Raw genomic sequence first — 21,693 nt, forward strand, 5'->3', positions numbered from 1 at the left:
ACCTATTTTACTAATTGCTTAAATTTTTCTGCCAACTCACCATTTCCAAAAGGGAGTCCTTGCACCTTATTATACTGTAATAAATCTAAATTATTAAAATTGATCTTCAAAATTTTAGCAAACTGCCCACTATTTAATTCGCAAACAATAATCTTTTTAAATTTACTAAAAACGGTTTCTGTATTTTTTGGCAATGGATTAATATAATTAAAATGTGCTAAACCTATACCGTTAAGACCTTCTTCGTTCAATCTTTTTACGGCAGTATACAACGACCCGTAGGTGCCTCCCCAACCAACAACCAACAAATCCCCTTCTTCGGTAAACTCGGTAGATAAATCCGGGATGTAATTTTGCACACGTTTAATTTTTTCAGCTCTAATTTTGGTCATATACTCATGGTTTTCGGGAATATAAGACACATTACCTGTAATCTTATCTTTTTCCAACCCGCCTATTCTATGTTCAAATTGAGGGGTTCCCGGGATGGCCCAATTCCGAGCAAGTGTTTCCTTATTCCTATCATAAGGATGCCAGTTTTCATGATATTTAGAAACTATATTATTCTTTATTTCCGGCATGTCCTTAACAGATCGTATTTTCCATGGTGCCGAACCATTGGCTATGTAACCATCTGATAATAAAATTACAGGCGTCATATGTTCTAAGGTCATTTTTGCTGCCTGATATGCAAAATCAAAACAGTTAGCAGGGGTACTTGCTGCAATAACAATAACCGGGCTTTCTCCATTTCTTCCATACATAGACTGTAATAAGTCCGATTGTTCTGTTTTTGTAGGCAGGCCCGTAGATGGGCCTCCTCGTTGTACATTAACAACCACCAAAGGCAGCTCTACTATCATGGCTAAGCCCAGGGCTTCTCCTTTTAAAGCCAGACCTGGGCCCGATGTGGTCGTGATTGCTAAACCTCCAGCAAAAGAAGCGCCTATGGCAGCTGTAATACCTGCAATCTCATCTTCGGCCTGTAGTGCTTTTACTCCAAAGTGTTTATGCTTAACAAGCTCATGAAGAATATCAGAGGCTGGTGTAATAGGATACGACCCCAGGAACAGCTCTAAACCCGTTTTCTCTGAAGCAGCTAAAAAGCCCCAGGCAGTTGCCGTATTCCCCATAATAATTCTATAAGTCCCAGCAGACATCTTTGCAGGTGCTATGGTATATGCATTGGGTATGAGCTCTAAAGTTTCGGCAAAATATAAACCCGCATTCAAAACCTTGGTATTCGCTTCAATAATTTCAGGCCTGGATTTAAACTTTTTATTAAAAAAACCTATGGTATGATCGGGAGAGCGATTATACATCCAATAAACCATGCCTAAAGCAAACATATTTTTACTTCTGGTAATACTTTTATTGTCCAAGCCTTCAACACCTTTTAACGTCTCTTTAGTTAATGATGTCATGGCCACCTCAATAACCCGATAATTTTCAAGGCTATTATCTTCTAAAGGATTAGAGTCATATTGTGCTTTTTCTAAATTCTTTTTTGTAAACGCATCTGTATCTACAATAATGGTATGACCGGGTTTTACAGCATGCAAGTTTGTTTTTAAGCCAGCAGGGTTCATCGCCACCAATAAATCCACCTCATCACCGGGCGTACTAATCTGAACACTTCCAATATGTACTTGAAAACCCGAGACCCCATACAAACTGCCTTGAGGTGCTCTTATTTCTGCCGGATAATTGGGAAACGTAGCTATGTCATTACCAAACATGGCTGAAGTATCGGAAAACTGCGTGCCAGTTAATTGCATGCCGTCTCCAGAATCTCCTACAAACCTAATAATTACAGCTTCAAGAATTTCATGCTGTTTATGTGATTGTATTGTAGCCATATGACATTAATGATTATCAAAATTTAAGCTAAAAATTTTGTCTTTAGGTAAAAGTATATCTTTAGATAGTTACCAAATATAATTTCACTTTGTGGTATTCAACATGGCTTTATTAGCCTTAAAACCAGAAATCTAATCTAAATTTACAAATATTTATTTTATTAAATGTTCTAATTATGGCTATTATTATAACAGACGAATGTATTAATTGCGATGCTTGTATTGCGGAGTATCTAAATAGTACGATTTCTGAGCCTGACCAAGAATGAGCCTATTTAGAAGAGACTGCTTTAAACGGTAACGTCACGCTTGTTAACGGAGAAGATGCTGATGCTGTAAAGTGAGCGATCCCATATCTGATGAGTTTATTATATTGTACCTAGAAAAGTGAGAGAATGCAAAGGATTCCATGAGGAACCTTAGGGCGTGCCTGATGAAGACCATGTTATACCAATTAGAATATAAAATGTCGCATGTCGACTCGTTTACCCAATCAAGTTGAGTACAGGCTTTTTTAAATTTAAAAGCCTAGTTCATAAATTCCGTAGCAACACTATGCAATCTAATCACAGCGTTTTTACATTTAAAAATAACTTCGGCTTTAATACGACATTTTATACTCAAATTGGTATTAAACCTAAAGAGGTTTTACTTGATAAAAGAAACTTGGTTGTATGCAGAATAAAAACTACTAAAATCTATAGTTTTTAATTTATTCAATATTTATAACCTGCTCTATTTGTGGCGCATACTTTTTTATGGTCATTTCTACACCAGATTTTAGTGTCATTTGATTAACACTACAGCCTACACACGCTCCCTTTAATTGAACTTTAACCAAGTTATCGTTTTCTATGGAGAGTAGAGAAATATCACCGCCATCGCTTTGTAAAAACGGACGGATCTCCTCTAAGGCTTTCTCAACATTTACTTTAAGTTCTTCTGAAGTCATCTGTTATTTTTTCCTCTCCCCAGCCCTCTCCAAAGGAGAAGAAATAAGGAGCTTTTATTTTTTTACTGCTGAACACCCAGCCATTGTTGTTATTTTTATTGCTTCTGTAGGAGGTAAATCACTATTTCGCTTTACTACTTCTTCAACAATATTCTGTGTTAACTTTTCAAACGCTTTTTCTAAGGGTGTAGCGGTTTGTAAAGCCGCTGGGCGACCAACATCCCCTGCTTCCCTTATACTTTGTACTAAGGGCAGCTCTCCTAAAAAACGCACTTTTAAGTCCTCTGCCAAATTTTTAGCACCTTCTTTTCCGAAAATATAATATTTATTATCTGGCAGTTCTTCAGGTGTAAAGTATGCCATATTTTCTAAAATTCCTAATACTGGCACATTAATACTTTCTTGTTGAAACATGGCAACCCCTTTTTTAGCATCTGCCAAGGCTACATTTTGGGGTGTACTTACCACTACTGCTCCAGTAATTGGAAGGGATTGCATGATACTTAAATGAATATCGCCAGTTCCTGGAGGTAAATCCAAAAGCAAAAAATCCAAGGTTCCCCAATGTGCATCAAAAATCATTTGATTTAATGCTTTTGCAGCCATAGGCCCTCTCCAAACTACCGCTTGATTGGGCTGCGTAAAAAAACCAATAGATAATACTTTTACCCCGTAATTCTCTACAGGTTTCATTTTAGACTTTCCATTAATGTTTACTGCTAAGGGTCTTTCTGCCTCTACATCGAACATAATAGGAATAGATGGCCCATAAATGTCGGCATCTAAAATACCTACCTTAAAGCCCATTTTAGCCAAGGTCACTGCTAAATTTGCTGTTATTGTAGATTTACCTACCCCTCCTTTACCCGATGCTACGGCTATTATATTTTTAATTCCGGGTATCGGATGACCTTTAATAACATTTACTTTTGGTTTTTCGGGAGCCTCTACTTTTATATTCACTTTAATTTTAGCTTTTTCGTAAACTTGCTCGTGAATCGTTTTTAAAATATCTACTTCGGTACGTTTTTTTGCTTGTAAACTAGGATTTTTAATAATCATATCTACAATAACTTCGTCTCCAAAAGTAATGACATTCGTCACCGCACCGCTTTCAACCATGTTTTGTCCTTCTCCGGGTACCGTTATAGATTCTAATGCTTTTAATATATCTTGTTTATTAAGCTTCATTCCTTATTTAGATTTATTCTAAGACACAAAGATACAGTGAATTGTTTAAAATTTAAAGCCATTTTATTGAAATGATTTATATGAGGATTTGGTTTGTTTATAGGGAATAATTTATGTTATTATTTGTAAATTCTGTATAAATTAGTAAAAAATAAAAGGTATTAAACCCCAGAGCAAGCCATGTCCCTTAAAAATAGACCTTAGTGTCGTGGTATTAAACCTGGGATCCCGCTAAAAACAGAATGGGTCTGCCACGACTTAGGCGTGGTTCTACGGTCTGTTTTGAATGCTTTGTTCGCTACTTTTCCTCCGCAATAAGTGTAGACCAAGACAAAATAATCGAAGAAATCCCTACTTATTTACTATATAACGTGAGTTCGATGTAAGCATAATATTATTGATCTGACTATCAATAATTTAGTCTTGGTTGTCAGGTTGAGTACTTCGGTAAACTCAGCACAGGCTCTGTCGAAACCCATTTAAATAGCTAGTTTTAATGACCTTTCGACTTTAGTTTATGCTGAGCCTTTCGACTTCGCTCAAGATAAACTATAGCCGAAGTACTCAAGGCGACAAATCGCTTTATTAGTGAATTTATTGTTAAAAACTCCCTTGCCTGCCTGTCTGCAGACAGGTTTTAAATCGAACTCACTTTATATAACTCTTGAACAATTTATTATTTAAACGTATTATCCTACAAATTAAGTCGTTCAACTAATAATTTAATAATTATAAGGTTGAAATACACTTATAAACGACAAGCTACTGTAAACAAGCTATTTAACAAACTTTGGCATCACTATTGTTTCTATAAGAGTATAATCTTCTTGATCTACATGAATCAAGTTTAAACAAAAAAGATGTTTACATTTAAGAAAAAGACAATAAAAGAAGATGCTAAATTTATTATTGATATAGTATCCAATTACTCCAATAATGAGTCTATAAAAAAATTGATCTCTCCTATTTCTGATGAATATTTTTTGATAGATGATAAAAACAAAATATCTATTTGTATAAGTGATGGAGAAGTAACACTATCTAATCATACCTTTCTATATAAGAAACTGTTTAACCTATCACTTACTGATAGGCTCAAAAAACAAATAAGAAAAGCCATAGAACAAGAAATGCAGCTTTTAAAGGAATCTCTTTTTAAAAACGAAACAGATCTGCTTTCAAAAATTGTAAATCTATCAACAAAAAAGAGCAACCCTTATATTATTAAACCCAACTTTAAAACTAGTTAAAAACATAAACGTTTGTTTATAGAATTTCGTTAGGATCCCAAAAAACCTTATCAAAATCCTGTATTTGATTATCTATTACTTTAATACCTTCACTTTCCAATAGTTGTTGCATCAGGTTCGTTCCATCAAAATGGTGTTTGCCCGTTAATAGGCCTTTTCTATTTACAACGCGATGTGCCGGAACATCTTTTCCTCCAGAGCCATTCATGGCATAACCTACCATGCGTGCGCTCCTTGCTGCTCCTAAATAGTTTGCAATGGCCCCATAACTTGTAACCCTGCCATAAGGGATCTGTTTGGCAACCTCGTAAACTTTATCAAAAAAATTCAGGGTTTCTGGTTTCATAGCCTACAATTCCTTAATTATATTGATTAGTGTAATAATTGAAATGACACCTGTAATACCACCAATAACATAATTCATGTTCTTTTGGGATGTAAACGATTTTCCTTTTATTTTATCGAAAAAGAAAATATACATATATAACATCACAAAAGTTCCCATAGCTGCCCCAGCCACATAAGATATGATCCTTGTTTGCTCAAAAGACATCCATCCAAAAGACGCCAATGTGATGGTCATGTAGGCTTGATAAGGAATAGGAAACACATTGATTGCCGAAAGAAGCATCCCTTGAAAAAACCGACTATGCTTACTGCGCATTTGTGGTTTTATTTGTTGTTGGGGGTTTGTTTTCGCTATAAGCAGAAAATAGATCGTTACTAATACAAAAATAACGAACGCTACTCGCTGTAGAATGTCTACGACCTCTAAATGCCTACTTAAATATCTTGCAAAAACAGCGGCAGCATAAGTTTGAAGTAAAACAACAACACAAACACCGATAGAAAACATAATGCCTCTTGCATGCCCTTCTTTTAAACTTATTTTAGCAGCTGTCATATTTAACAACCCTGGGGGGATAACCCCTATTAAAGCTATAAATAATCCTAAAATGAAGATAAAAGTTATGTTCACTAATACTTAATTTTAAACCGAATATACGTAATTGGTTTGTTTTGTTCTAAATATTGTGATTCGTAGAAGGTTTGAATGCTTGTAACTTCTTCTGGGCTACCTTCCTGTTTATATACATTATGATTGGCATAAAGCACCTCGTGCCCTGCACCGTGCAACAATCCAAGTGTGTACCCATGCATAAACTCACTATCGGTTTTTAGGTTAACAACGCCTTCCTTTTTTAATATTTTTTTATAGCGTTTTAAAAACGTCTCATTGGTCATTCTATGCTTAGTGCGTTTATATTTTATTTGTGGATCCGGAAAGGTTATCCAAATTTCGTCTACTTCATTCTCTGCAAAAGCATGATCTATTAATTCGATTTGCGTTCTTAAAAAAGCAACATTTGGAATACCTTCTTCTATAGCTGTTTTAGCGCCTCTCCAAAAGCGTGCCCCTTTAATATCTATTCCTATAAAATTTTTGTTTGGATACTTTTTTGCCAATGCTACAGAATATTCGCCTTTTCCACAACCTAACTCCAACACTAATGGGTTTTCATTTTTAAATACAGATGCTCCCCAGTTTCCTTTTAACCCATATTCCCCATTAACCAATTCATCCCTAGTTGGTTGAAATACATTTGAAAAGGTTTCATTCTCTTTAAATCTTCTGAGTTTATTTTTACTTCCCACTATTATTTAAAATTTTGGTAAAATTAAGGAAATATACGAGAGTGTTTATATGCTTATCTTTGATTTTACCGAAAACTTGCGTGGGAGGTTGCGGGAACACCCTTTTTAATTTCGTTTATATACAAATTAGATGAAAGGTATAGCGAAAAACCTGGTTTTTCAAAAACAAAAACACGCCTTAAATTATTTATGAAAAAAAGAATTTTAGTTGCGCCCTTAAACTGGGGTTTGGGGCATGCTACAAGAAGCATCCCTATTATTTATGAGTTAATAAAGCATGGTTTTGAACCTGTTATTGCTAGTGATGGTGCTGCATTAACGCTTTTACAAAAAGAATTTCCTTCGCTTTCGTCCATAGAATTACCATCTTACAATGTAACTTATGCTAAAAAAGGAAAGCATTTTAAACTAAAACTCATTAAGGATTCTCCAAAACTCATAAAAGCCATTAAAGCTGAAAAAAAAGAAACAAAGCTTATCATAGAAACCCATAATATTCAGGGTATCATTTCAGATAACCGACTAGGGGTTTACAGTAAAAAAGTCCCATCGGTCTTTATAACCCATCAATTAAATGTTTTAACGGGAAGTACCACATGGTTAAGCACAAAAATGCACCAAAAGATCATAAAAAAATTTGATGTGTGTTGGGTGCCCGATACTAAAGGGAAAATTAATTTAAGTGGTAAGCTTGGACATGTTGATAATTTTGAAATACCTATAGAATATATTGGTCCTTTAAGTAGGTTTGAGAATAAACGCCTAAAAGTTGAAAACGATTTAATGGTGCTGCTTTCTGGTCCCGAACCACAGCGTACATTACTTGAAGACTCCCTTTTTTTAAAGCTAAAAAATTATACTGGAAAAGTCGTTTTTGTTAAAGGTATTATGGAAAAGGAACAAACTATCCAGATGAAAGGAAATATGACGATATACAATTTCATGACCTCAAATTTACTAGAGAAAACCATTAACCAAAGTGGATTAATTTTATCCAGGTCTGGTTATACTACTATTATGGATTTAGCAAAACTTAATAAAAAAGCTTTTTTTATACCTACGCCCGGGCAATTTGAACAAGAATATTTAGCAAAAAGATTAACAGATCTAGAATTAGTCCCAAGTTGTAATCAAGAGGATTTTACATTGGATAGATTAAAAAGCGCCACCTCCTTTAAAGGTTTAAAATCCTTTGATTATAATGTGAATTTTAAAAAACTATTCCACCTTTTCGAGTGTGAATGAGAACTCACTACCTACGCCAAACTCACTCTCTACATATATTTTTTCGTCATGAGCTTCAATAATATGTTTCACTATAGAAAGCCCTAACCCAGAACCTCCTTCTTTACGGGAACCACTTTTATCAACTCTATAAAAACGTTCAAATAAACGAGGCAGGTGCTTTTTTTCAATACCTTCACCGTTATCTGTCACACGAACAATAACTTTGTTTTTTATTAAGTTTTCAATACTAACTTCTGTCGTTCCTTTTTCTCTTCCGTATTTTAAGGAGTTTACAATTAAGTTTGCCAATACTTGCTGTATACGTTCCTTATCGGCTTTGACCAATACCAATTTATTATACTCTGTATCAAAAGTAAGTGTAATTCTTTTTTTGCTGGCTTTCATCTCCAGCATTTCAAATACATTCTCAACCAGCTCGACAATATCAAATGTTTCTATATTTAAACTTAAATCACCAACTTCTAATTTGGTTATCATATCTAAGTCCTTAATAATATAGCCTAATCTCTCAATACCCTTACTGGCTCTTTCTAAGTACTTTTCTCGTACTTTTTTGTCGTTCATGGCACCATCTAATAGTGTAAGAATGTACCCTTGTACTGTAAATAAAGGTGTTTTTAATTCATGTGATACATTTCCTAAAAACTCTTTCCGATACTTTTCACGAACTTTTAAAGTCTCTATTTCAAGCTTTTTATCGCGGGCAAACTTATCGATCTCTTGGGTTAGGGTTCGCATATCTGTCGTAATAGGCCCCTTATTTAGGTTAGCAGATTCTAAAAGTGTTAAATCATCGTATATTTTTTTAACCCGTTTATATATAAATCGTTCTACACTAAATTGAATCACTAAAAAGGAAAAGGCATAAACACTAACCAACAAGGCAAATATATGCAGCCAGTTAAACTCATATAAATAATATAAAAAAACACTCATTAAGAGCGTTGTATATAAGGTTATATATAATGACGTTTTTAAGGAAAACCTATATGATCTTTTAAATTTTGCCTGCATTATTCTACAAACTTGTAGCCTACCCCTTTTATGGTTTTAAAACTAGTATCGCCCAGTTTTTCTCTCAATTTACGAATGTGTACATCTATGGTTCTGCCCCCAACTACGACCTCATTACCCCAAACAGCATCAAGAATCTCATCTCTTTTAAAAACTTTCCCTGGCTTTGAGGCCAATAAAGATAGCAATTCAAATTCTTTTCTTGGCAAAATAATCTCTTCTCCTTTAGAAATAATCTTATACTCATCTCTATTAATTACCAAACTCCCTATTTTAACAGTATCGGTAACATTTTCCTCTTTAAAACGCCTTAAAAGTGCTTTTACTTTACTAACTAAAACCTTGGGCTTTATGGGTTTGGTAATATAATCGTCTGCACCAGCATCAAAACCTGCAACCTGAGAATAATCTTCTCCTCTTGCTGTTAAAAAAGTAATGATACTATTCTTTAAATCCGGGGTCTTTCTAATTAATTCACAAGCTTCAATGCCATCCATTTCAGGCATCATGACATCTAAAATAATTAATTGCGGGAGTTCTTTTTTTGCTTTTTTAACCCCTTCATAACCATTCTCTGCAGTAATAACCTGATACCCTTCGTTTGACAGATTATATCCTATAATCTCCAAAATATCCGGCTCATCATCAACTAATAATATCTTTATATCATTCTTTTTCATACTTAAATAATAAATTATATTTATTTCTTAAAGTAAAGATAAAACTTATAATACCGTTTTGATCGATCTTACAAAATTAATAACATTAACGTAACCGACAATTTACGGTAAATTAATATTTCGACAAAATAACTAAATCTTTAACACTTTTTTGGCATCACTTTTGTTGTAATTTAGTACCTTTATAATGTTGAAAGGAACATATGAAAAAAAACTACCTATTCATTTTATTTTTAACTTTAGCATTCGCCGTAACCCAACAAGGGTTTACTCAAAGCAATGCTAACAGGGATCCTATTAAACAAAATATAGAAGGTTTATCTATTTACCCAAATCCTGTTAATAGTGGAAAAACATTTATATACCTAACATCAAAACGTAATTTAACCAAAAAAATTGAGTTCTTTAATGTTTTGGGCAAACAGGTATATGCTACTATTTTAACAGGTAAAGAATTAAACATTTCAAATTTAAGCAAAGGGGTCTATATTTTAAAGATTACTGAAAATGGCATTAGTGAAACAAGAAAACTAGTGATTAAATAATATCTCAATTTATAAATTTTAAAAGCGTTACCAATGGTAACGCTTTTTTATTTTATATATTTTTGTCTTATACCAAATAGATTTTAAAATAACCCTAATAATTTATTTGGTATTACTAAAAAATTATGATTGACACCAATTCTATTTTCAACATTACCAACCAAACTGAGTTTGAAGATCTGGCACTACAAATTTTTAAATTTCAATTTGAAAACAATCCTGTTTATCGTTCTTTTTGCGATTTACTATATAAACATCCCTGCGATGTAAAAACCATTAATGATATTCCGTTTTTACCCATTCAATTCTTTAAATCCCATAATGTACTGAGTTCTAAAAATCCCATTAAAACTACTTTTTTGAGTTCTGGTACTACTGGAAGTATTACCAGTAAGCATCATGTAACAGATTTAGACATTTATACCCAAAGTTTTACTAAGGGATTTCAGCAATTCTACGGGCCTATTGAAGATTATGTCATTCTAGCTTTATTACCTTCTTATCTAGAGCGCGAAGGGGCTTCGTTAATATATATGGTAGATGCCATGATTAAACAATCAAAATATACTGAAAGCGGGTTTTATTTAAATAATTATTCTGAACTGAAAGACACTTTAGCGGCATTGGACTCCCCTGGAAAAAAGATCTTGTTAATTGGTGTGTCTTTTGCCCTATTAGACCTCGTTGAAAGGCATCAATTTAACTTAAGTCATACTATTATAATGGAGACCGGTGGTATGAAAGGCAGAAGAAAAGAACTTATTAGAGAAGCTCTACATTCAAGATTAAAAGCAGGCTTTGGCGTGGATGCCATACATAGTGAATATGGTATGACCGAACTTTTAAGCCAGAGCTATTCTAAAGGACACGGTGTTTTTAATGCGCCTAATTGGATGCGTATTTTAACACGCGACATAGAAGATCCGCTCTCTATACTTGCGCCCGGTAAAACAGGAGGGGTAAACGTTATTGATCTAGCTAATATAAATTCCTGTTCCTTTATTGCCACTCAAGATTTAGGTCGTGTTAATAACAATGGGACCTTTGAAATTATTGGACGTTTTGATAATTCAGACATTCGTGGGTGCAATCTTATGGTACTTTAATCTGTAAGTTCCCATTCATTTTCGACATATTAAAAAACACTTTTTATGAGAGCTATTATCTTTTTGTTAACGCTTTGTACCTCGTTATCCTTTTCTCAACCTATCGATCATAATCTTAAAAGAGGCTTTGCTGTTAATGGTTATGATGTTGTTGCTTATTTTAAGAACACGCCTTTAGAAGGAAGCAAAAAAATTATTACGGAATATAATGGGGCTAAGTATAAATTCTCTTCAAATGAGAACCTTAATATATTTAAGAACAGCCCTGAAAAGTACCTCCCTCAATATGGTGGATATTGCGCCTACGCTATTCTTTAAAGGCAAGCAAAGTACCTATAAACCCAAAAGCTTTTAAAATTATTAACGAGAGGCTTTACTTGTTCTACAATGCCTGGGGCACAAACACCTTAGACTTATGGCAAAAAGAAAACGAAAAAGAATTATTAGAAAAAGCTGATAAAAATTGGAGCCGTATAAAATTTAAAAAATAATACTGAATGTCCATAATTTGTCATAAACCTAAAAATATATTGTTTTTGTCATCCCGAGGCAACGAGGGATCTCCATTGATTATCAACAGATTCCCTGCCTGCCGGCAGGCAGGTTCACTTCGTTCTGAATGACAAAAATATCATTATGCATGATTACGGACATTCAGTAAAATAATTGATCTCATGTAAGTTATTTAAAATAACTACGACAAAACTATTGCTAAGAAAAAGAAAAATTTATTTTTTAGTTGGTTGGTTAAAGCAAAGCCTGATTTTAAAAAATCAGGCTTTGTTATTTTTGAAGCGGTTTAAACCACTTCTTTATATCATTCGTAATACAAAATAGTTTTTCTTACCGCGTTGCAATAGCACAAACTTATTATTAATTAAGTCCTTTATGGTAATGCTATAGTCGTCCTTTACTTTTTCTTTATTTACAGAAATAGAGTTCTCTTTAAGAGCCCTTCTTGCTTCTCCGTTGGATTTTAAAAACCCGCCCTTTTCTGCTAAGGCCGCTATAATATCTAAACCATCAGCAATATCAGACTGGGATATTTCTGTCTGCGGTACGCCATCAAATACATCTAAAAATGTTTGCTCATTCAATCCTTTTAAATCATCACTAGTGGATTTACCAAAAAGGATGTCGCTGGCTTTTATAGCATTTTCCAAATCGTCTTTAGAATGCACCAACATGGTTATTTCTTCTGCCAAACGCTTTTGTAACACACGTAAATGAGGAGCTTCTTTATGTGTTTCAACTAAAGTATTGATTTCTTCCTCGGTTAAAAAAGTAAATATCTTTATATATTTTTCAGCATCTTCATCACTGGAGTTTAACCAATATTGATAAAATTTATATGGAGAGGTTCTATTAGCATCCAACCAAACGTTTCCACCTTCAGATTTCCCAAATTTAGAACCATCAGATTTTGTAATTAATGGACAGGTTATAGCAAACCCTTTTCCGTTGCCAATCCTTCTAATCAACTCGGTTCCTGTTGTAATGTTACCCCACTGGTCACTGCCTCCCATTTGTATGGAACAGTTATTTTCCTTGTATAAATGAAGAAAATCGTACCCTTGAACTAATTGATATGTAAACTCTGTAAAACTCATGCCTTCAGACGACTCGGATGAAATTCTGTTTTTCACAGAATCTTTTGCCATCATATAGTTTACAGTAATATGCTTCCCAACATCGCGGATAAATTCAAGAAATGAAAAATCCTTCATCCAATCATAATTATTTACTAAAACCGCAGCATTTTCGGCATCACTTTCAAAATCCAAAAAATGTGACAATTGTTTTTTAATAGCGTCTTGATTATGACGTAATGTTTTTTCATCTAACAAATTACGTTCGTTTGATTTCCCCGATGGATCTCCAATCATTCCCGTGGCGCCTCCCACCAAAGCTAAAGGCCTATGCCCGCAACGTTGGTAATGTGCCAAAAGCATGATAGGCACCAGGTTTCCAATATGTAAAGAATCCGCTGTAGGATCAAAACCTACATAAGCACTCCGCATGCTTTCCATTAAATGGGCTTCAGCTCCAGGCATTACGGTATGTATCATGCCTCTCCAAGTTAATTCTTCAACAAAATTCTTTATCATTCTTTTCAATTTTTACAAAACTATGCAAAGATAAAAATCAATGCATAATTACTTTAGTATTATGAATAATTCTTTATCCTAAAACATAAGGGGATCTAAAAAGTGTTTCATGTGCTCGATTTTAATTGCAAGGGCCATTTGCCAACTTGCTACCTCATTTATTTCCATAAAAATGAAGATCCAAGTGGTAAATTTCCACATAGATAACATTTTGGATCTAAGTACTCTTAAATATTTATTACTTTCGCTGCATGATTTTAGTAACAGGAAGTACAGGTCTGGTTGGCTCTCATTTACTTTATAAACTTGTTAGCAATAACGAGAAAGTGAGGGCTATCTATAGAACAGAACGCAAACTTGCGAATGTAAAATCTGTTTTTGCCACCTATACTTCTAACTACGAGTCTCTTTTTAAAGCGGTGGAATGGGTGAAAGCAGACCTTTTGGATATTCCTGCATTATCTGAGGCATTTAGACATGTTACTTATGTTTATCATTGTGCCGCTTTCGTATCTTTTGATCCAGATAAATATCAAACATTACGTAAAACAAATATTGAAGGCACTGCAAATATTGTAAATCTCTGCTTATCAAATACGATTAGTAAACTTTGTTATGTAAGTTCTGTTGCTACTTTAGGAAGCACTATTAATAATGGAGAAGTTACAGAAGACACTGTTTGGAATCCCGAAGATGATCATAGTGTTTATGCCATTACAAAATATGGTGCAGAAATGGAAGTTTGGCGTGCGACCCAAGAAGGCCTTCATGTAGTTATTGTTAATCCTGGTGTTATTTTAGGTGCCGGCATTTGGCGTTATGGAACGGGGAGTTTATTTAAAAAAGCACATAAGGGCCTTAAATATTACACGTCTGGCTCCATTGCTCTTATAGCTGTTGAGGATGTGGTATCGATCATGATAACGCTTACAAAAAGCGACATTATAAATGAGCGCTTTGTGTTAGTTGCAGAGCATTGGCCTTATAAACGGTTTTTGCAGACTTTATCTAAGTCGGTTCATGTAAAGCCCCCAGAAAAAATGGCTAGTCGTTGGTTATTAAAATGGGCTTGGAAATTAGATTGGTTAAAAACCAAATTAACAGGTAAACGAAGACAATTAACCAAGCATATTGCCATATCCCTATCAACAGAAACCAAATACAGTAGTCATAAAGTTAAAACAGCTTTAAATTACAAGTTTAAACCTATAGATGAAACGATTGCTACTATTGGTGGTCTTTATCTGAAATAGGCTCTATCAAACCTCTTATTTCTTCAAGTCTTTTTTCTATTAACGTATCTGTTAGTGAATCTTTTACTTTCAATACCTTTAATGAATCTTTAATTTTTAATAGACCCAGAGAGTCCTTTTCCGCAAATAGTAATTTAAGCGAATCCGTTTTTCTTTTTTCCTGTGCTATTCTTTCTTTTTCCTCCTCTTCTTTAAACTTAACCTTTAGTAATTCCAAACTATCGTTAACCTTTGTATAAATAGCTTCGTAATCCTTTCCATGAAATGCATAATATTCGTTACTCAAAGCAAATTGCAAGCTATCTATATCATGCTTTGTGTAAACATATGTATTTAATTTAACACCATGATCTTCCATTATTTTTCTGTTCACAGAATTTGCTGATGTTATTATTTTAGCGTCAATTAAAATATCTACCATTTTCTCCTTGGATATTAAATTATCCGGTTTCTTTGGCTTATCCATATTATAACAGGCCGAAGCGAGTAAAATAACACTTAAATATATGGTGAATCGTTTTAAAATCATCTATTAAAAGTTAATCGTTTAGCAGCTTTCACATTATTGAATTTAGAATTTTCATATACTAAAGTCCCGTTTAAAAATGTATGTGTAACTCTAGATTTAAAAGTTGTTCCTTCAAAAGGAGACCACTTGCATTTATATAAGATATTATCTTTGTTCACAGTCCATGGATTATTTAAATCTACTAACACCAAATCTGCAAAATAGCCTACCTTAATGAAGCCTCTTCTCGCAATTTGAAATAAAATTGCCGGATTATGGCACATTTTTTCAACCGTCTTTTCCAAAGAAATCTTACCCTTATGATACATTTCCAACATGGCAGGTAACGCATGTTGTACCAAGGGCCCACCAGATGGTGCTTTAGTATAAGCGTTTTTCTTTTCCTCAAAAGTATGCGGGGCATGATCGGTAGCTATAACATCTATTCTACCGTCCAGTAAAGCTTCCCATAATTGTGCGCTATCTTCTTTAGTTTTTACCGCTGGATTCCACTTTATAAAAGTACCTTTTTTATCATAATCTTCATCACTAAACCATAAATGGTGTATACAAACCTCTGAGGTAATTCTTTTTTCTTTTAAAGGTATTTTGTTGCTAAACAAATGGGTTTCTTTTCCTGTTGAAAGATGAAACACGTGGAGCCTTGCTCCTGTTTTTTTCGCTAGCTCAATAGCCCTTGATGATGACAAATAGCAAGCCTCTTCACTTCTAATAATGGGGTGATATTTAACAGGTATATCATCTCCATACGTTTCGATATGCTCTTGAAGGTTCTTTTTTATAGTCGCTTCATCTTCACAATGAACAGAAATAAGCATCTTGGTGCTTTTAAAAATTTTCTCCAATACGTCTAGGTCGTCAACCAGCATATTACCTGTTGAAGAACCTAAAAACAATTTTAGGCCGGCAGCCTGATTTATATCTAATTTTAAAATTTCATCTAAATTATCGTTGGTTCCTCCAAACATAAACGAGTAGTTCGCAGAAGACGTTCTTGAAGCTATGTCAAATTTCTCTTCTAATTTTTCAATAGTCGTCGTTTGTGGGTTCGTATTTGGCATCTCAATAAAAGAGGTAATACCACCAGCAATAGCTGCTTTAGATTCTGTTTCTATGTTGCCTTTATGGGTTAACCCCGGTTCCCTGAAATGAACTTGATCGTCAATAGCTCCTGGCAGTAAATACTTCCCTTCTGCATCGACAACAAGCACATCGGAAGACTTAACACTTATTGATTTATTTATCTCTTTGATATATTCCCCTTCTATTAGGATATCGCCGTTAAAAATAACACCTTCATTTACAATATTTGCATTCTTAATAAGTATTGATTTCGATTTCATGTACGTTTTTATTTTTTAAAAAAACTTTTTAACTTCATTGAAATAACCCCAAAAATAGCTTCAGAAATGATGCCTGAGCTGAGCTTTGATTCGCCTTTTGTCCTATCTGTAAAAATAACCGGTACTTCAGTAATCTTAAACTTCTTTAAATAGGCCTTAAATTTCATTTCAATTTGAAACGCATAACCAATAAATTCTATAGCGTCTAAATTTATTGTTTCTAGCACATGTCGCTTATAACACACATAACCTGCCGTAGTATCATGAATTCTCATCCCGGTAATGATACGCACATACCTTGATGCACAATAGGACATAAGAACGCGATTCATTGGCCAGTTAACAACATTTACACCCGTTACATATCTGGAACCTATAGATAGATCTGCTCCATCTTTGTGACAGGCATTATATAGTTTTATTAAATCCTTTGGATCATGCGAGAAATCTGCATCCATTTCAAAAATATACTTATAGGTCTTGTTCAAACACCATTTAAAACCATAAATATAAGCCGTACCTAGCCCCGATTTTTCTTTTCGTATTTCTAAAAATAATCTGCCAGGGAAATCGGCCTGTAGCTCTTTTACCCTTAAAGCTGTTAAATCTGGTGAATTATCATCAACAATAAGAATATGAACAGTATCCGATTGAGAAAACACAGCCTTTACAATAGCTTCTATATTTTCTATCTCATTATATGTTGGAATGATAACAACCGTATCTTTCATTCATTAGCTTTGTTAAGTTTTTAGCAAATGTACATTAATAAGCGTTTATTTTTTTGAAGTGGTTTAAACTTTATTTAATAATTATAAGTATAGTGTTAATAATTATAATAATTTTATGGCATGCTTCGGGATATTGTATCAAATGACTTATATACCATTTTGTTAATTGCAGGGCTGCTTATTGTAGCTATTGCAAAATTGAACGCACCTAAGCGTTTCAGTGATTTTATATATGTTTTGGGGAATTCTAAATATCTTAAAATTTATTCCAGAGAGCAAAAGTTCTTAGACAAATTCGATGCCTTATTATTTGGCAATTTAATTCTTTCTTTATCTGTTTTTAGCTTTATTGCTTACCAACACATAACCCATAATCAACTACTTTCAATAGATACGATATTTAAACTAACTTTTAGCATTGGCGTTTTTATTTTGATAAAGGTTCTTGTTGAACGGCTTATTGGAAGCATTTTCGAAATTGATACACTCATAGATCAATACCTTTTTCAGAAAATTAGCTATAAGAATTACTTGGGTATTTTATTGCTCCCTATAAATGCCTTACTATTATTTAGTTTTAAACCTTCTTTACCTATTATATACATAATTGTTATTTTATTGTTAATTGTTTATATTATTGGCCTTATTACTTCTTTTAAAACACATCAAAGTTTAATAAAACGCAATTATTTTTATTTTATTTTATATCTTTGCACTCTCGAAATCTCACCTTACATCATTTTATATAAGGTGTTTATTGCCAAACAATAAATAGAGCACAAACTACTTACCAATATGAAAGTAAAAACAATTCTAGTATCTCAACCTGAACCTAAAATAGAGAACTCACCCTACTTTGATTTACAAGAAAAACAAAAGGTAAAAATAGATTTCAGACCCTTTATTCATGTTGAAGGTGTATCTGCAAAAGATATAAGACAGCAAAAGGTAGATTTAAACAATTACACAGCCATTATTTTAACAAGTAGAAACGCTGTAGATCACTTTTTTAGAGTTGCTGAAGAAATGCGATTTAAAGTTCCAGACTCTATGAAATACTTCTGTCAGTCTGAAGCTGTAGCCTTCTATCTTCAAAAATATGTGGTGTATAGAAAACGTAAGATTTATGTTGGTAAACGTACGTTTTCAGAATTATCCCCATTAATTAAAAAGTATAAAGAAGAAAAATTCTTATTACCTAATACAGATAAAGTAAAACCAGAAGTACCGGAAACGCTAGATGCTTTAGGCGTAAATTGGAAACAGGCTACATTTTATAAAACAGTGGTTAGCGACTTATCGGATTTAGCCAATGTGTATTACGATGTTTTAGTATTCTTTAGCCCTTCTGGGATAGAATCTTTATTTCAAAATTTTCCAGATTTCAAACAAAACAATACGCGAATTGCTGTTTTTGGAAATACAACAATAAAAGCTGTAGAGGAAAAAGGATTGCGAGTAGATATTGCTGCTCCTACTCCCGAAACGCCTTCAATGACCATGGCTTTACAGAAATATATTGATAAAGTTAATAAAGGAAAATAAGCTTATATTATTATAAAAAGTCTTTTATTTATAAACTCATTTAAAGTTTATGAGTTCATAAATAAAAAAGGGATGGTTTTTTTTAAATCATCCCTTTTTTATTTTGATTCCCGATTTTATGGGAATAACAATCCTGCCTGACTGCAGCTACGGTGTACCTACATCTTTTTCGGTATACAAGCTAAAAGTTTTTTTACTTACTTTTCTTTGCTCGTCCAAAGAAAAGTAACAAAAGAAAAGACGCCCTTTCGAGAGGGATTTCTTCTCACGCTCTCGCTTGAGAAGAACCGAGTCCAAAACTTCGCGTCGCCCCACCTCCATGGCCAACGCCAATGCTCCTGTTCCTCGAAGCTTTTGTACCCTATCCTTCCGAAAGGTCGGGGACAGCCCTATGGCCTTTTCTCAACAACTAGCAGAGAGACTCGACCGTTCTATAAAAAGCGACCTCGGAGGTTGGCATAGCTGCCTATCTAGGGAGCAAGGGGTATAGGGCGAGTTCTTTTTATCTGCGGCTGTGACAAAAGATCATGATTTGTGGGTACACCGTAGCTGCCTGCCGGCAGGCCCAAGGCAAGCCTCGGATAATTCTTTTATATTAAAATGCATAACGCTGCGGACCGCCACGTCTGATTTCCTCGTTACAATGTGCTTCGAATTTTTTGAAATTCTCACGAAACGCATTGCTCAGCTTAAAAGCTGTTTTGTAATATTTTTCATCGTCGTTCCAAGTCGCTCTAGGGCTTAAAACACTCGTTGGCACACCTGGACATTCTCTAGGTTGTGCCACACCAAAAACAGAATGTATATGATAATCGTCATAGTTGTATAAACCTAGATCACCATTTAACACAGCATTAATCATTGCTCGTGTGTATTTTAATTTCATTCTCGTACCAACACCGTAAGGGCCACCGGTCCAACCTGTATTTACCAGCCATACGTTAACCCCGGAGTCTTTCATTTTTTTACTTAACATTTCGGCATATTTAGCTGGATGCAATGGCATAAAAGGAGCACCAAAGCATGCAGAAAAAGACGGTTGTGGTTCTACAACCCCAGCTTCGGTTCCTGCTACTTTCGCCGTATATCCTGAAATAAAATGATAGGCCGCCTGACTAGGTGTTAACTTAGATATTGGGGGCAATACACCAAAAGCATCGGCTGTTAGGAAAAAAATATTTTTTGGGTTTTTACCAATTGAAGGCATTCGAATATTTTCAATATGCTCAATAGGGTAACTAACCCTTGTATTTTGGGTAATTGAAGTATCTTCAAAATTTACGTGTCCAGCTTCATCTAAAATAACATTTTCCAGAATCGCGCCCTTTTTAATAGCATCATATATTTCCGGTTCATTATCTCTCGATAGGTTAATGACCTTCGCATAACAGCCGCCTTCAAAATTAAACACAGAATCTTCTGCGGTCCAACCATGTTCATCATCTCCAATTAAACTCCTATTTGGATCTGTCGACAAGGTTGTTTTTCCTGTACCTGATAATCCAAAGAAAATAGCTGTATCTCCTTCTTTGCCTACATTAGCACTGCAATGCATTGGCAATGTATTTTTAAATACCGGAAGAATAAAATTAAGAGCGGAAAAAATACCTTTTTTAATTTCACCTGTATACCCTGTACCTCCAATTAATGCTATTTTTTTAGAAAAGTTTAAAATGGCAAAATTATGTTGACGCGTACCATCTACTTCAGGATTCGCCTTAAAACCTGGTGCATTAACCACTGTCCAGTCTGGGGCAAAATCTTTTAGCTCGTCTTCCGTTGGTCTTAAAAACATATTATATGCAAATTGATTACTCCATGGATATTCATTAATAACACGAATATTCAATCTATAATCTTCATCGGCACAGGCATAGCTATCTCTTACAAAAACTTCTTTATTAGATAAATAATCAACAACCTTATTATATAGGGCATCAAATTTGTCTGTATCAAATGGAATATTGATATTTCCCCACCAAACGCGGTCTTGTGTTATAGCATCTTTAACAATAAATCGATCTTTTGGAGAGCGCCCAGTAAATTCGCCCGTATTAACGGCCAAAGCTCCAGACGAGGCTTCTAATCCCAATCCCTTTTCAACAGTAATATCATGAAGTTCTTCTGGCGAAAGTTGATACTTTATTTTAGCATTTTTTATTCCGTATGCCTCCAACGAAATCGTTTTCGTAACTTGATTATAGTTTACCATAATTTGTTATAAAATTATTTATTGTGCAAAACTAAAACAATTATTTTAAACTATTTATTATTAAGCATCGTTTTTAGACTCCATTTTTAAGAAATTCACAAATAGAAGCCCCCATGCTAAAATTAGAAGCAGACCACCTATTGGGGTTATAAAACCAATGGTTTTAAAATTAAAAGTTGTTAACAAATCTGTTGCTAGTCCATAAATAGATCCTGAAAACAAAATGATTCCCGATACAATTAAATAATATAAGGTTTTCTTGGTTTTTTGTTGAATATATGTTGTACACCCTATAAACAACAGTAAAATAGCGTGATACATCTGGTATCTCACACCCGTTTCAAAGGTTTGTTGTGCTTCGACCGTAATTAATTCTTTTAACGTATGTGCTCCAAATGCTCCAAAAATAACAGCCAATAATCCAAAAATTGATGCCGTAATTAATATTTTTTTGTTCATAATATATGTTTC

Annotated in this window: 22 protein-coding genes; 8 read left to right on the top strand and 14 right to left on the bottom strand. The window is 34.0% G+C overall.

Annotated features, from left to right (window positions below; genetic code table 11):
• Positions 1 to 2: 2 nt before the first annotated feature.
• The 3 genes from PQO00_RS00815 to PQO00_RS00825 all read right to left on the bottom strand — a co-directional run bounded on the left by PQO00_RS00815 (position 3) and on the right by PQO00_RS00825 (position 4,002).
• Complete coding sequence (locus tag PQO00_RS00815) at positions 3 to 1,859, bottom strand: 2-oxoacid:acceptor oxidoreductase subunit alpha (RefSeq protein WP_274182916.1); 1,857 nt, start codon at positions 1,857 to 1,859, stop codon at positions 3 to 5.
• Positions 1,860 to 2,571: 712 nt separating this feature from the next.
• Positions 2,572 to 2,811: a NifU family protein gene (locus PQO00_RS00820; protein ID WP_274182917.1), complete on the bottom strand. Its 240-nt coding sequence runs from the start codon at positions 2,809 to 2,811 to the stop codon at positions 2,572 to 2,574.
• 54 nt (positions 2,812 to 2,865) lie between these two features.
• Positions 2,866 to 4,002 (bottom strand): Mrp/NBP35 family ATP-binding protein, encoded by a 1,137-nt coding sequence (locus PQO00_RS00825; protein WP_274182918.1) that lies wholly within the window; start codon positions 4,000 to 4,002, stop codon positions 2,866 to 2,868.
• Positions 4,003 to 4,862: 860 nt separating this feature from the next.
• Here PQO00_RS00825 and PQO00_RS00830 point away from each other — a divergent pair.
• On the top strand, positions 4,863 to 5,252 hold the full coding sequence (locus PQO00_RS00830) for a hypothetical protein (protein WP_274182919.1): 390 nt from the start codon (positions 4,863 to 4,865) through the stop codon (positions 5,250 to 5,252).
• Positions 5,253 to 5,268: 16 nt separating this feature from the next.
• On the opposite strand, the gene PQO00_RS00835 is transcribed toward PQO00_RS00830, so the two are convergent.
• From PQO00_RS00835 to trmB, 3 genes are read right to left on the bottom strand one after another with little or no spacing between them, the layout of a single operon-like run.
• Complete coding sequence (locus PQO00_RS00835; protein WP_274182920.1) at positions 5,269 to 5,598, bottom strand: MGMT family protein; 330 nt, start codon at positions 5,596 to 5,598, stop codon at positions 5,269 to 5,271.
• Positions 5,599 to 5,601: 3 nt separating this feature from the next.
• Positions 5,602 to 6,231: a lysine transporter LysE gene (locus tag PQO00_RS00840; RefSeq protein ID WP_274182921.1), complete on the bottom strand. Its 630-nt coding sequence runs from the start codon at positions 6,229 to 6,231 to the stop codon at positions 5,602 to 5,604.
• Positions 6,231 to 6,908: a tRNA (guanosine(46)-N7)-methyltransferase TrmB gene (trmB, locus tag PQO00_RS00845; RefSeq protein WP_274182922.1), complete on the bottom strand. Its 678-nt coding sequence runs from the start codon at positions 6,906 to 6,908 to the stop codon at positions 6,231 to 6,233. The genes PQO00_RS00840 and trmB overlap by 1 nt, the downstream gene beginning before the upstream one ends.
• A gap of 189 nt (positions 6,909 to 7,097) precedes the next feature.
• Here trmB and PQO00_RS00850 point away from each other — a divergent pair, with 189 nt between their 5' ends.
• The gene (locus PQO00_RS00850; RefSeq protein ID WP_274182923.1) at positions 7,098 to 8,153 is read left to right on the top strand and encodes a glycosyltransferase; all 1,056 of its coding nucleotides are present in this window, start codon (positions 7,098 to 7,100) and stop codon (positions 8,151 to 8,153) included.
• Here PQO00_RS00850 and PQO00_RS00855 read toward each other — a convergent pair.
• Together PQO00_RS00855 and PQO00_RS00860 are read right to left on the bottom strand one after the other, a co-directional pair.
• Complete coding sequence (locus tag PQO00_RS00855; RefSeq protein WP_274182924.1) at positions 8,127 to 9,170, bottom strand: cell wall metabolism sensor histidine kinase WalK; 1,044 nt, start codon at positions 9,168 to 9,170, stop codon at positions 8,127 to 8,129. The genes PQO00_RS00850 and PQO00_RS00855 overlap by 27 nt on opposite strands.
• Positions 9,170 to 9,850 carry a response regulator transcription factor gene (locus tag PQO00_RS00860; protein WP_274182925.1) on the bottom strand — a complete coding sequence of 227 codons (681 nt, stop codon included), beginning with the start codon at positions 9,848 to 9,850 and terminating at the stop codon, positions 9,170 to 9,172. The genes PQO00_RS00855 and PQO00_RS00860 overlap by 1 nt, the downstream gene beginning before the upstream one ends.
• 203 nt (positions 9,851 to 10,053) lie before the next feature.
• On the opposite strand from PQO00_RS00860, the gene PQO00_RS00865 reads away from it, so the two are divergent.
• The 3 genes from PQO00_RS00865 to PQO00_RS00875 all read left to right on the top strand — a co-directional run bounded on the left by PQO00_RS00865 (position 10,054) and on the right by PQO00_RS00875 (position 11,819).
• Entirely contained in the window at positions 10,054 to 10,395 is a 342-nt protein-coding gene (locus tag PQO00_RS00865; RefSeq protein ID WP_274182926.1) for a T9SS type A sorting domain-containing protein, read from the top strand.
• 125 nt (positions 10,396 to 10,520) lie between these two features.
• A complete protein-coding gene (locus tag PQO00_RS00870; RefSeq protein WP_274182927.1) occupies positions 10,521 to 11,501 on the top strand; it encodes an acyl transferase in 981 nt (326 codons plus the stop codon).
• 45 nt (positions 11,502 to 11,546) lie between these two features.
• Positions 11,547 to 11,819: a YHS domain-containing (seleno)protein gene (locus tag PQO00_RS00875; RefSeq protein ID WP_274182928.1), complete on the top strand. Its 273-nt coding sequence runs from the start codon at positions 11,547 to 11,549 to the stop codon at positions 11,817 to 11,819.
• 494 nt (positions 11,820 to 12,313) lie between these two features.
• Here PQO00_RS00875 and tyrS read toward each other — a convergent pair whose 3' ends face one another.
• Positions 12,314 to 13,609 (bottom strand): tyrosine--tRNA ligase, encoded by a 1,296-nt coding sequence (tyrS, locus tag PQO00_RS00880; RefSeq protein ID WP_274182929.1) that lies wholly within the window; start codon positions 13,607 to 13,609, stop codon positions 12,314 to 12,316.
• Between the two features lie 251 nt (positions 13,610 to 13,860).
• Between tyrS and PQO00_RS00885 the strand changes: the two genes are divergently transcribed.
• Entirely contained in the window at positions 13,861 to 14,862 is a 1,002-nt protein-coding gene (locus PQO00_RS00885) for an NAD-dependent epimerase/dehydratase family protein (RefSeq protein WP_274182930.1), read from the top strand.
• Here PQO00_RS00885 and PQO00_RS00890 read toward each other — a convergent pair.
• The 3 genes from PQO00_RS00890 to PQO00_RS00900 are packed head-to-tail and all read right to left on the bottom strand — an operon-like array spanning position 14,837 to position 17,465.
• A complete protein-coding gene (locus PQO00_RS00890; RefSeq protein ID WP_274182931.1) occupies positions 14,837 to 15,391 on the bottom strand; it encodes a DUF4296 domain-containing protein in 555 nt (184 codons plus the stop codon). The genes PQO00_RS00885 and PQO00_RS00890 overlap by 26 nt on opposite strands.
• Positions 15,388 to 16,734 carry a dihydroorotase gene (locus PQO00_RS00895; RefSeq protein WP_274182932.1) on the bottom strand — a complete coding sequence of 449 codons (1,347 nt, stop codon included), beginning with the start codon at positions 16,732 to 16,734 and terminating at the stop codon, positions 15,388 to 15,390. Before PQO00_RS00895 ends, PQO00_RS00890 begins: the two co-directional genes overlap by 4 nt.
• An 8-nt stretch (positions 16,735 to 16,742) precedes the next feature.
• On the bottom strand, positions 16,743 to 17,465 hold the full coding sequence (locus PQO00_RS00900) for a polyprenol monophosphomannose synthase (protein ID WP_274182933.1): 723 nt from the start codon (positions 17,463 to 17,465) through the stop codon (positions 16,743 to 16,745).
• A gap of 120 nt (positions 17,466 to 17,585) precedes the next feature.
• On the opposite strand from PQO00_RS00900, the gene PQO00_RS00905 reads away from it, so the two are divergent.
• Both PQO00_RS00905 and PQO00_RS00910 read left to right on the top strand, forming a co-directional pair.
• Positions 17,586 to 18,236, top strand: coding sequence for a DUF4271 domain-containing protein (locus PQO00_RS00905; protein ID WP_274182934.1), 651 nt, complete (start codon positions 17,586 to 17,588; stop codon positions 18,234 to 18,236).
• Between the two features lie 24 nt (positions 18,237 to 18,260).
• On the top strand, positions 18,261 to 19,010 hold the full coding sequence (locus tag PQO00_RS00910; protein ID WP_274182935.1) for a uroporphyrinogen-III synthase: 750 nt from the start codon (positions 18,261 to 18,263) through the stop codon (positions 19,008 to 19,010).
• 595 nt (positions 19,011 to 19,605) lie between these two features.
• On the opposite strand, the gene pckA is transcribed toward PQO00_RS00910, so the two are convergent.
• Together pckA and PQO00_RS00920 are read right to left on the bottom strand one after the other, a co-directional pair.
• Positions 19,606 to 21,222: a phosphoenolpyruvate carboxykinase (ATP) gene (gene pckA, locus PQO00_RS00915; protein WP_274182936.1), complete on the bottom strand. Its 1,617-nt coding sequence runs from the start codon at positions 21,220 to 21,222 to the stop codon at positions 19,606 to 19,608.
• A 60-nt stretch (positions 21,223 to 21,282) separates the two neighbouring features.
• Positions 21,283 to 21,681: a DUF423 domain-containing protein gene (locus PQO00_RS00920; RefSeq protein ID WP_274182937.1), complete on the bottom strand. Its 399-nt coding sequence runs from the start codon at positions 21,679 to 21,681 to the stop codon at positions 21,283 to 21,285.
• Positions 21,682 to 21,693 lie beyond the last annotated feature (12 nt).

Origin of the sequence: Flavivirga sp. 57AJ16, assembly GCF_028736925.1 — a bacterium.
In the GTDB taxonomy this organism is placed as follows: Bacteria; Bacteroidota; Bacteroidia; order Flavobacteriales; family Flavobacteriaceae; genus Flavivirga.

Coding starts and splice junctions, on each gene's coding strand:
- PQO00_RS00815 (WP_274182916.1), bottom strand. CDS start 1,859: ATGGCTACAATACAATCACATAAACAGCATGAAATTCTTGAAGCTGTA.
- PQO00_RS00820 (WP_274182917.1), bottom strand. CDS start 2,811: ATGACTTCAGAAGAACTTAAAGTAAATGTTGAGAAAGCCTTAGAGGAG.
- PQO00_RS00825 (WP_274182918.1), bottom strand. CDS start 4,002: ATGAAGCTTAATAAACAAGATATATTAAAAGCATTAGAATCTATAACG.
- PQO00_RS00830 (WP_274182919.1), top strand. CDS start 4,863: ATGTTTACATTTAAGAAAAAGACAATAAAAGAAGATGCTAAATTTATT.
- PQO00_RS00835 (WP_274182920.1), bottom strand. CDS start 5,598: ATGAAACCAGAAACCCTGAATTTTTTTGATAAAGTTTACGAGGTTGCC.
- PQO00_RS00850 (WP_274182923.1), top strand. CDS start 7,098: ATGAAAAAAAGAATTTTAGTTGCGCCCTTAAACTGGGGTTTGGGGCAT.
- PQO00_RS00855 (WP_274182924.1), bottom strand. CDS start 9,170: ATGCAGGCAAAATTTAAAAGATCATATAGGTTTTCCTTAAAAACGTCA.
- PQO00_RS00860 (WP_274182925.1), bottom strand. CDS start 9,850: ATGAAAAAGAATGATATAAAGATATTATTAGTTGATGATGAGCCGGAT.
- PQO00_RS00865 (WP_274182926.1), top strand. CDS start 10,054: ATGAAAAAAAACTACCTATTCATTTTATTTTTAACTTTAGCATTCGCC.
- PQO00_RS00870 (WP_274182927.1), top strand. CDS start 10,521: ATGATTGACACCAATTCTATTTTCAACATTACCAACCAAACTGAGTTT.
- PQO00_RS00875 (WP_274182928.1), top strand. CDS start 11,547: ATGAGAGCTATTATCTTTTTGTTAACGCTTTGTACCTCGTTATCCTTT.
- tyrS (WP_274182929.1), bottom strand. CDS start 13,609: ATGATAAAGAATTTTGTTGAAGAATTAACTTGGAGAGGCATGATACAT.
- PQO00_RS00885 (WP_274182930.1), top strand. CDS start 13,861: ATGATTTTAGTAACAGGAAGTACAGGTCTGGTTGGCTCTCATTTACTT.
- PQO00_RS00890 (WP_274182931.1), bottom strand. CDS start 15,391: ATGATTTTAAAACGATTCACCATATATTTAAGTGTTATTTTACTCGCT.
- PQO00_RS00895 (WP_274182932.1), bottom strand. CDS start 16,734: ATGAAATCGAAATCAATACTTATTAAGAATGCAAATATTGTAAATGAA.
- PQO00_RS00900 (WP_274182933.1), bottom strand. CDS start 17,465: ATGAAAGATACGGTTGTTATCATTCCAACATATAATGAGATAGAAAAT.
- PQO00_RS00905 (WP_274182934.1), top strand. CDS start 17,586: ATGCTTCGGGATATTGTATCAAATGACTTATATACCATTTTGTTAATT.
- PQO00_RS00910 (WP_274182935.1), top strand. CDS start 18,261: ATGAAAGTAAAAACAATTCTAGTATCTCAACCTGAACCTAAAATAGAG.
- pckA (WP_274182936.1), bottom strand. CDS start 21,222: ATGGTAAACTATAATCAAGTTACGAAAACGATTTCGTTGGAGGCATAC.
- PQO00_RS00920 (WP_274182937.1), bottom strand. CDS start 21,681: ATGAACAAAAAAATATTAATTACGGCATCAATTTTTGGATTATTGGCT.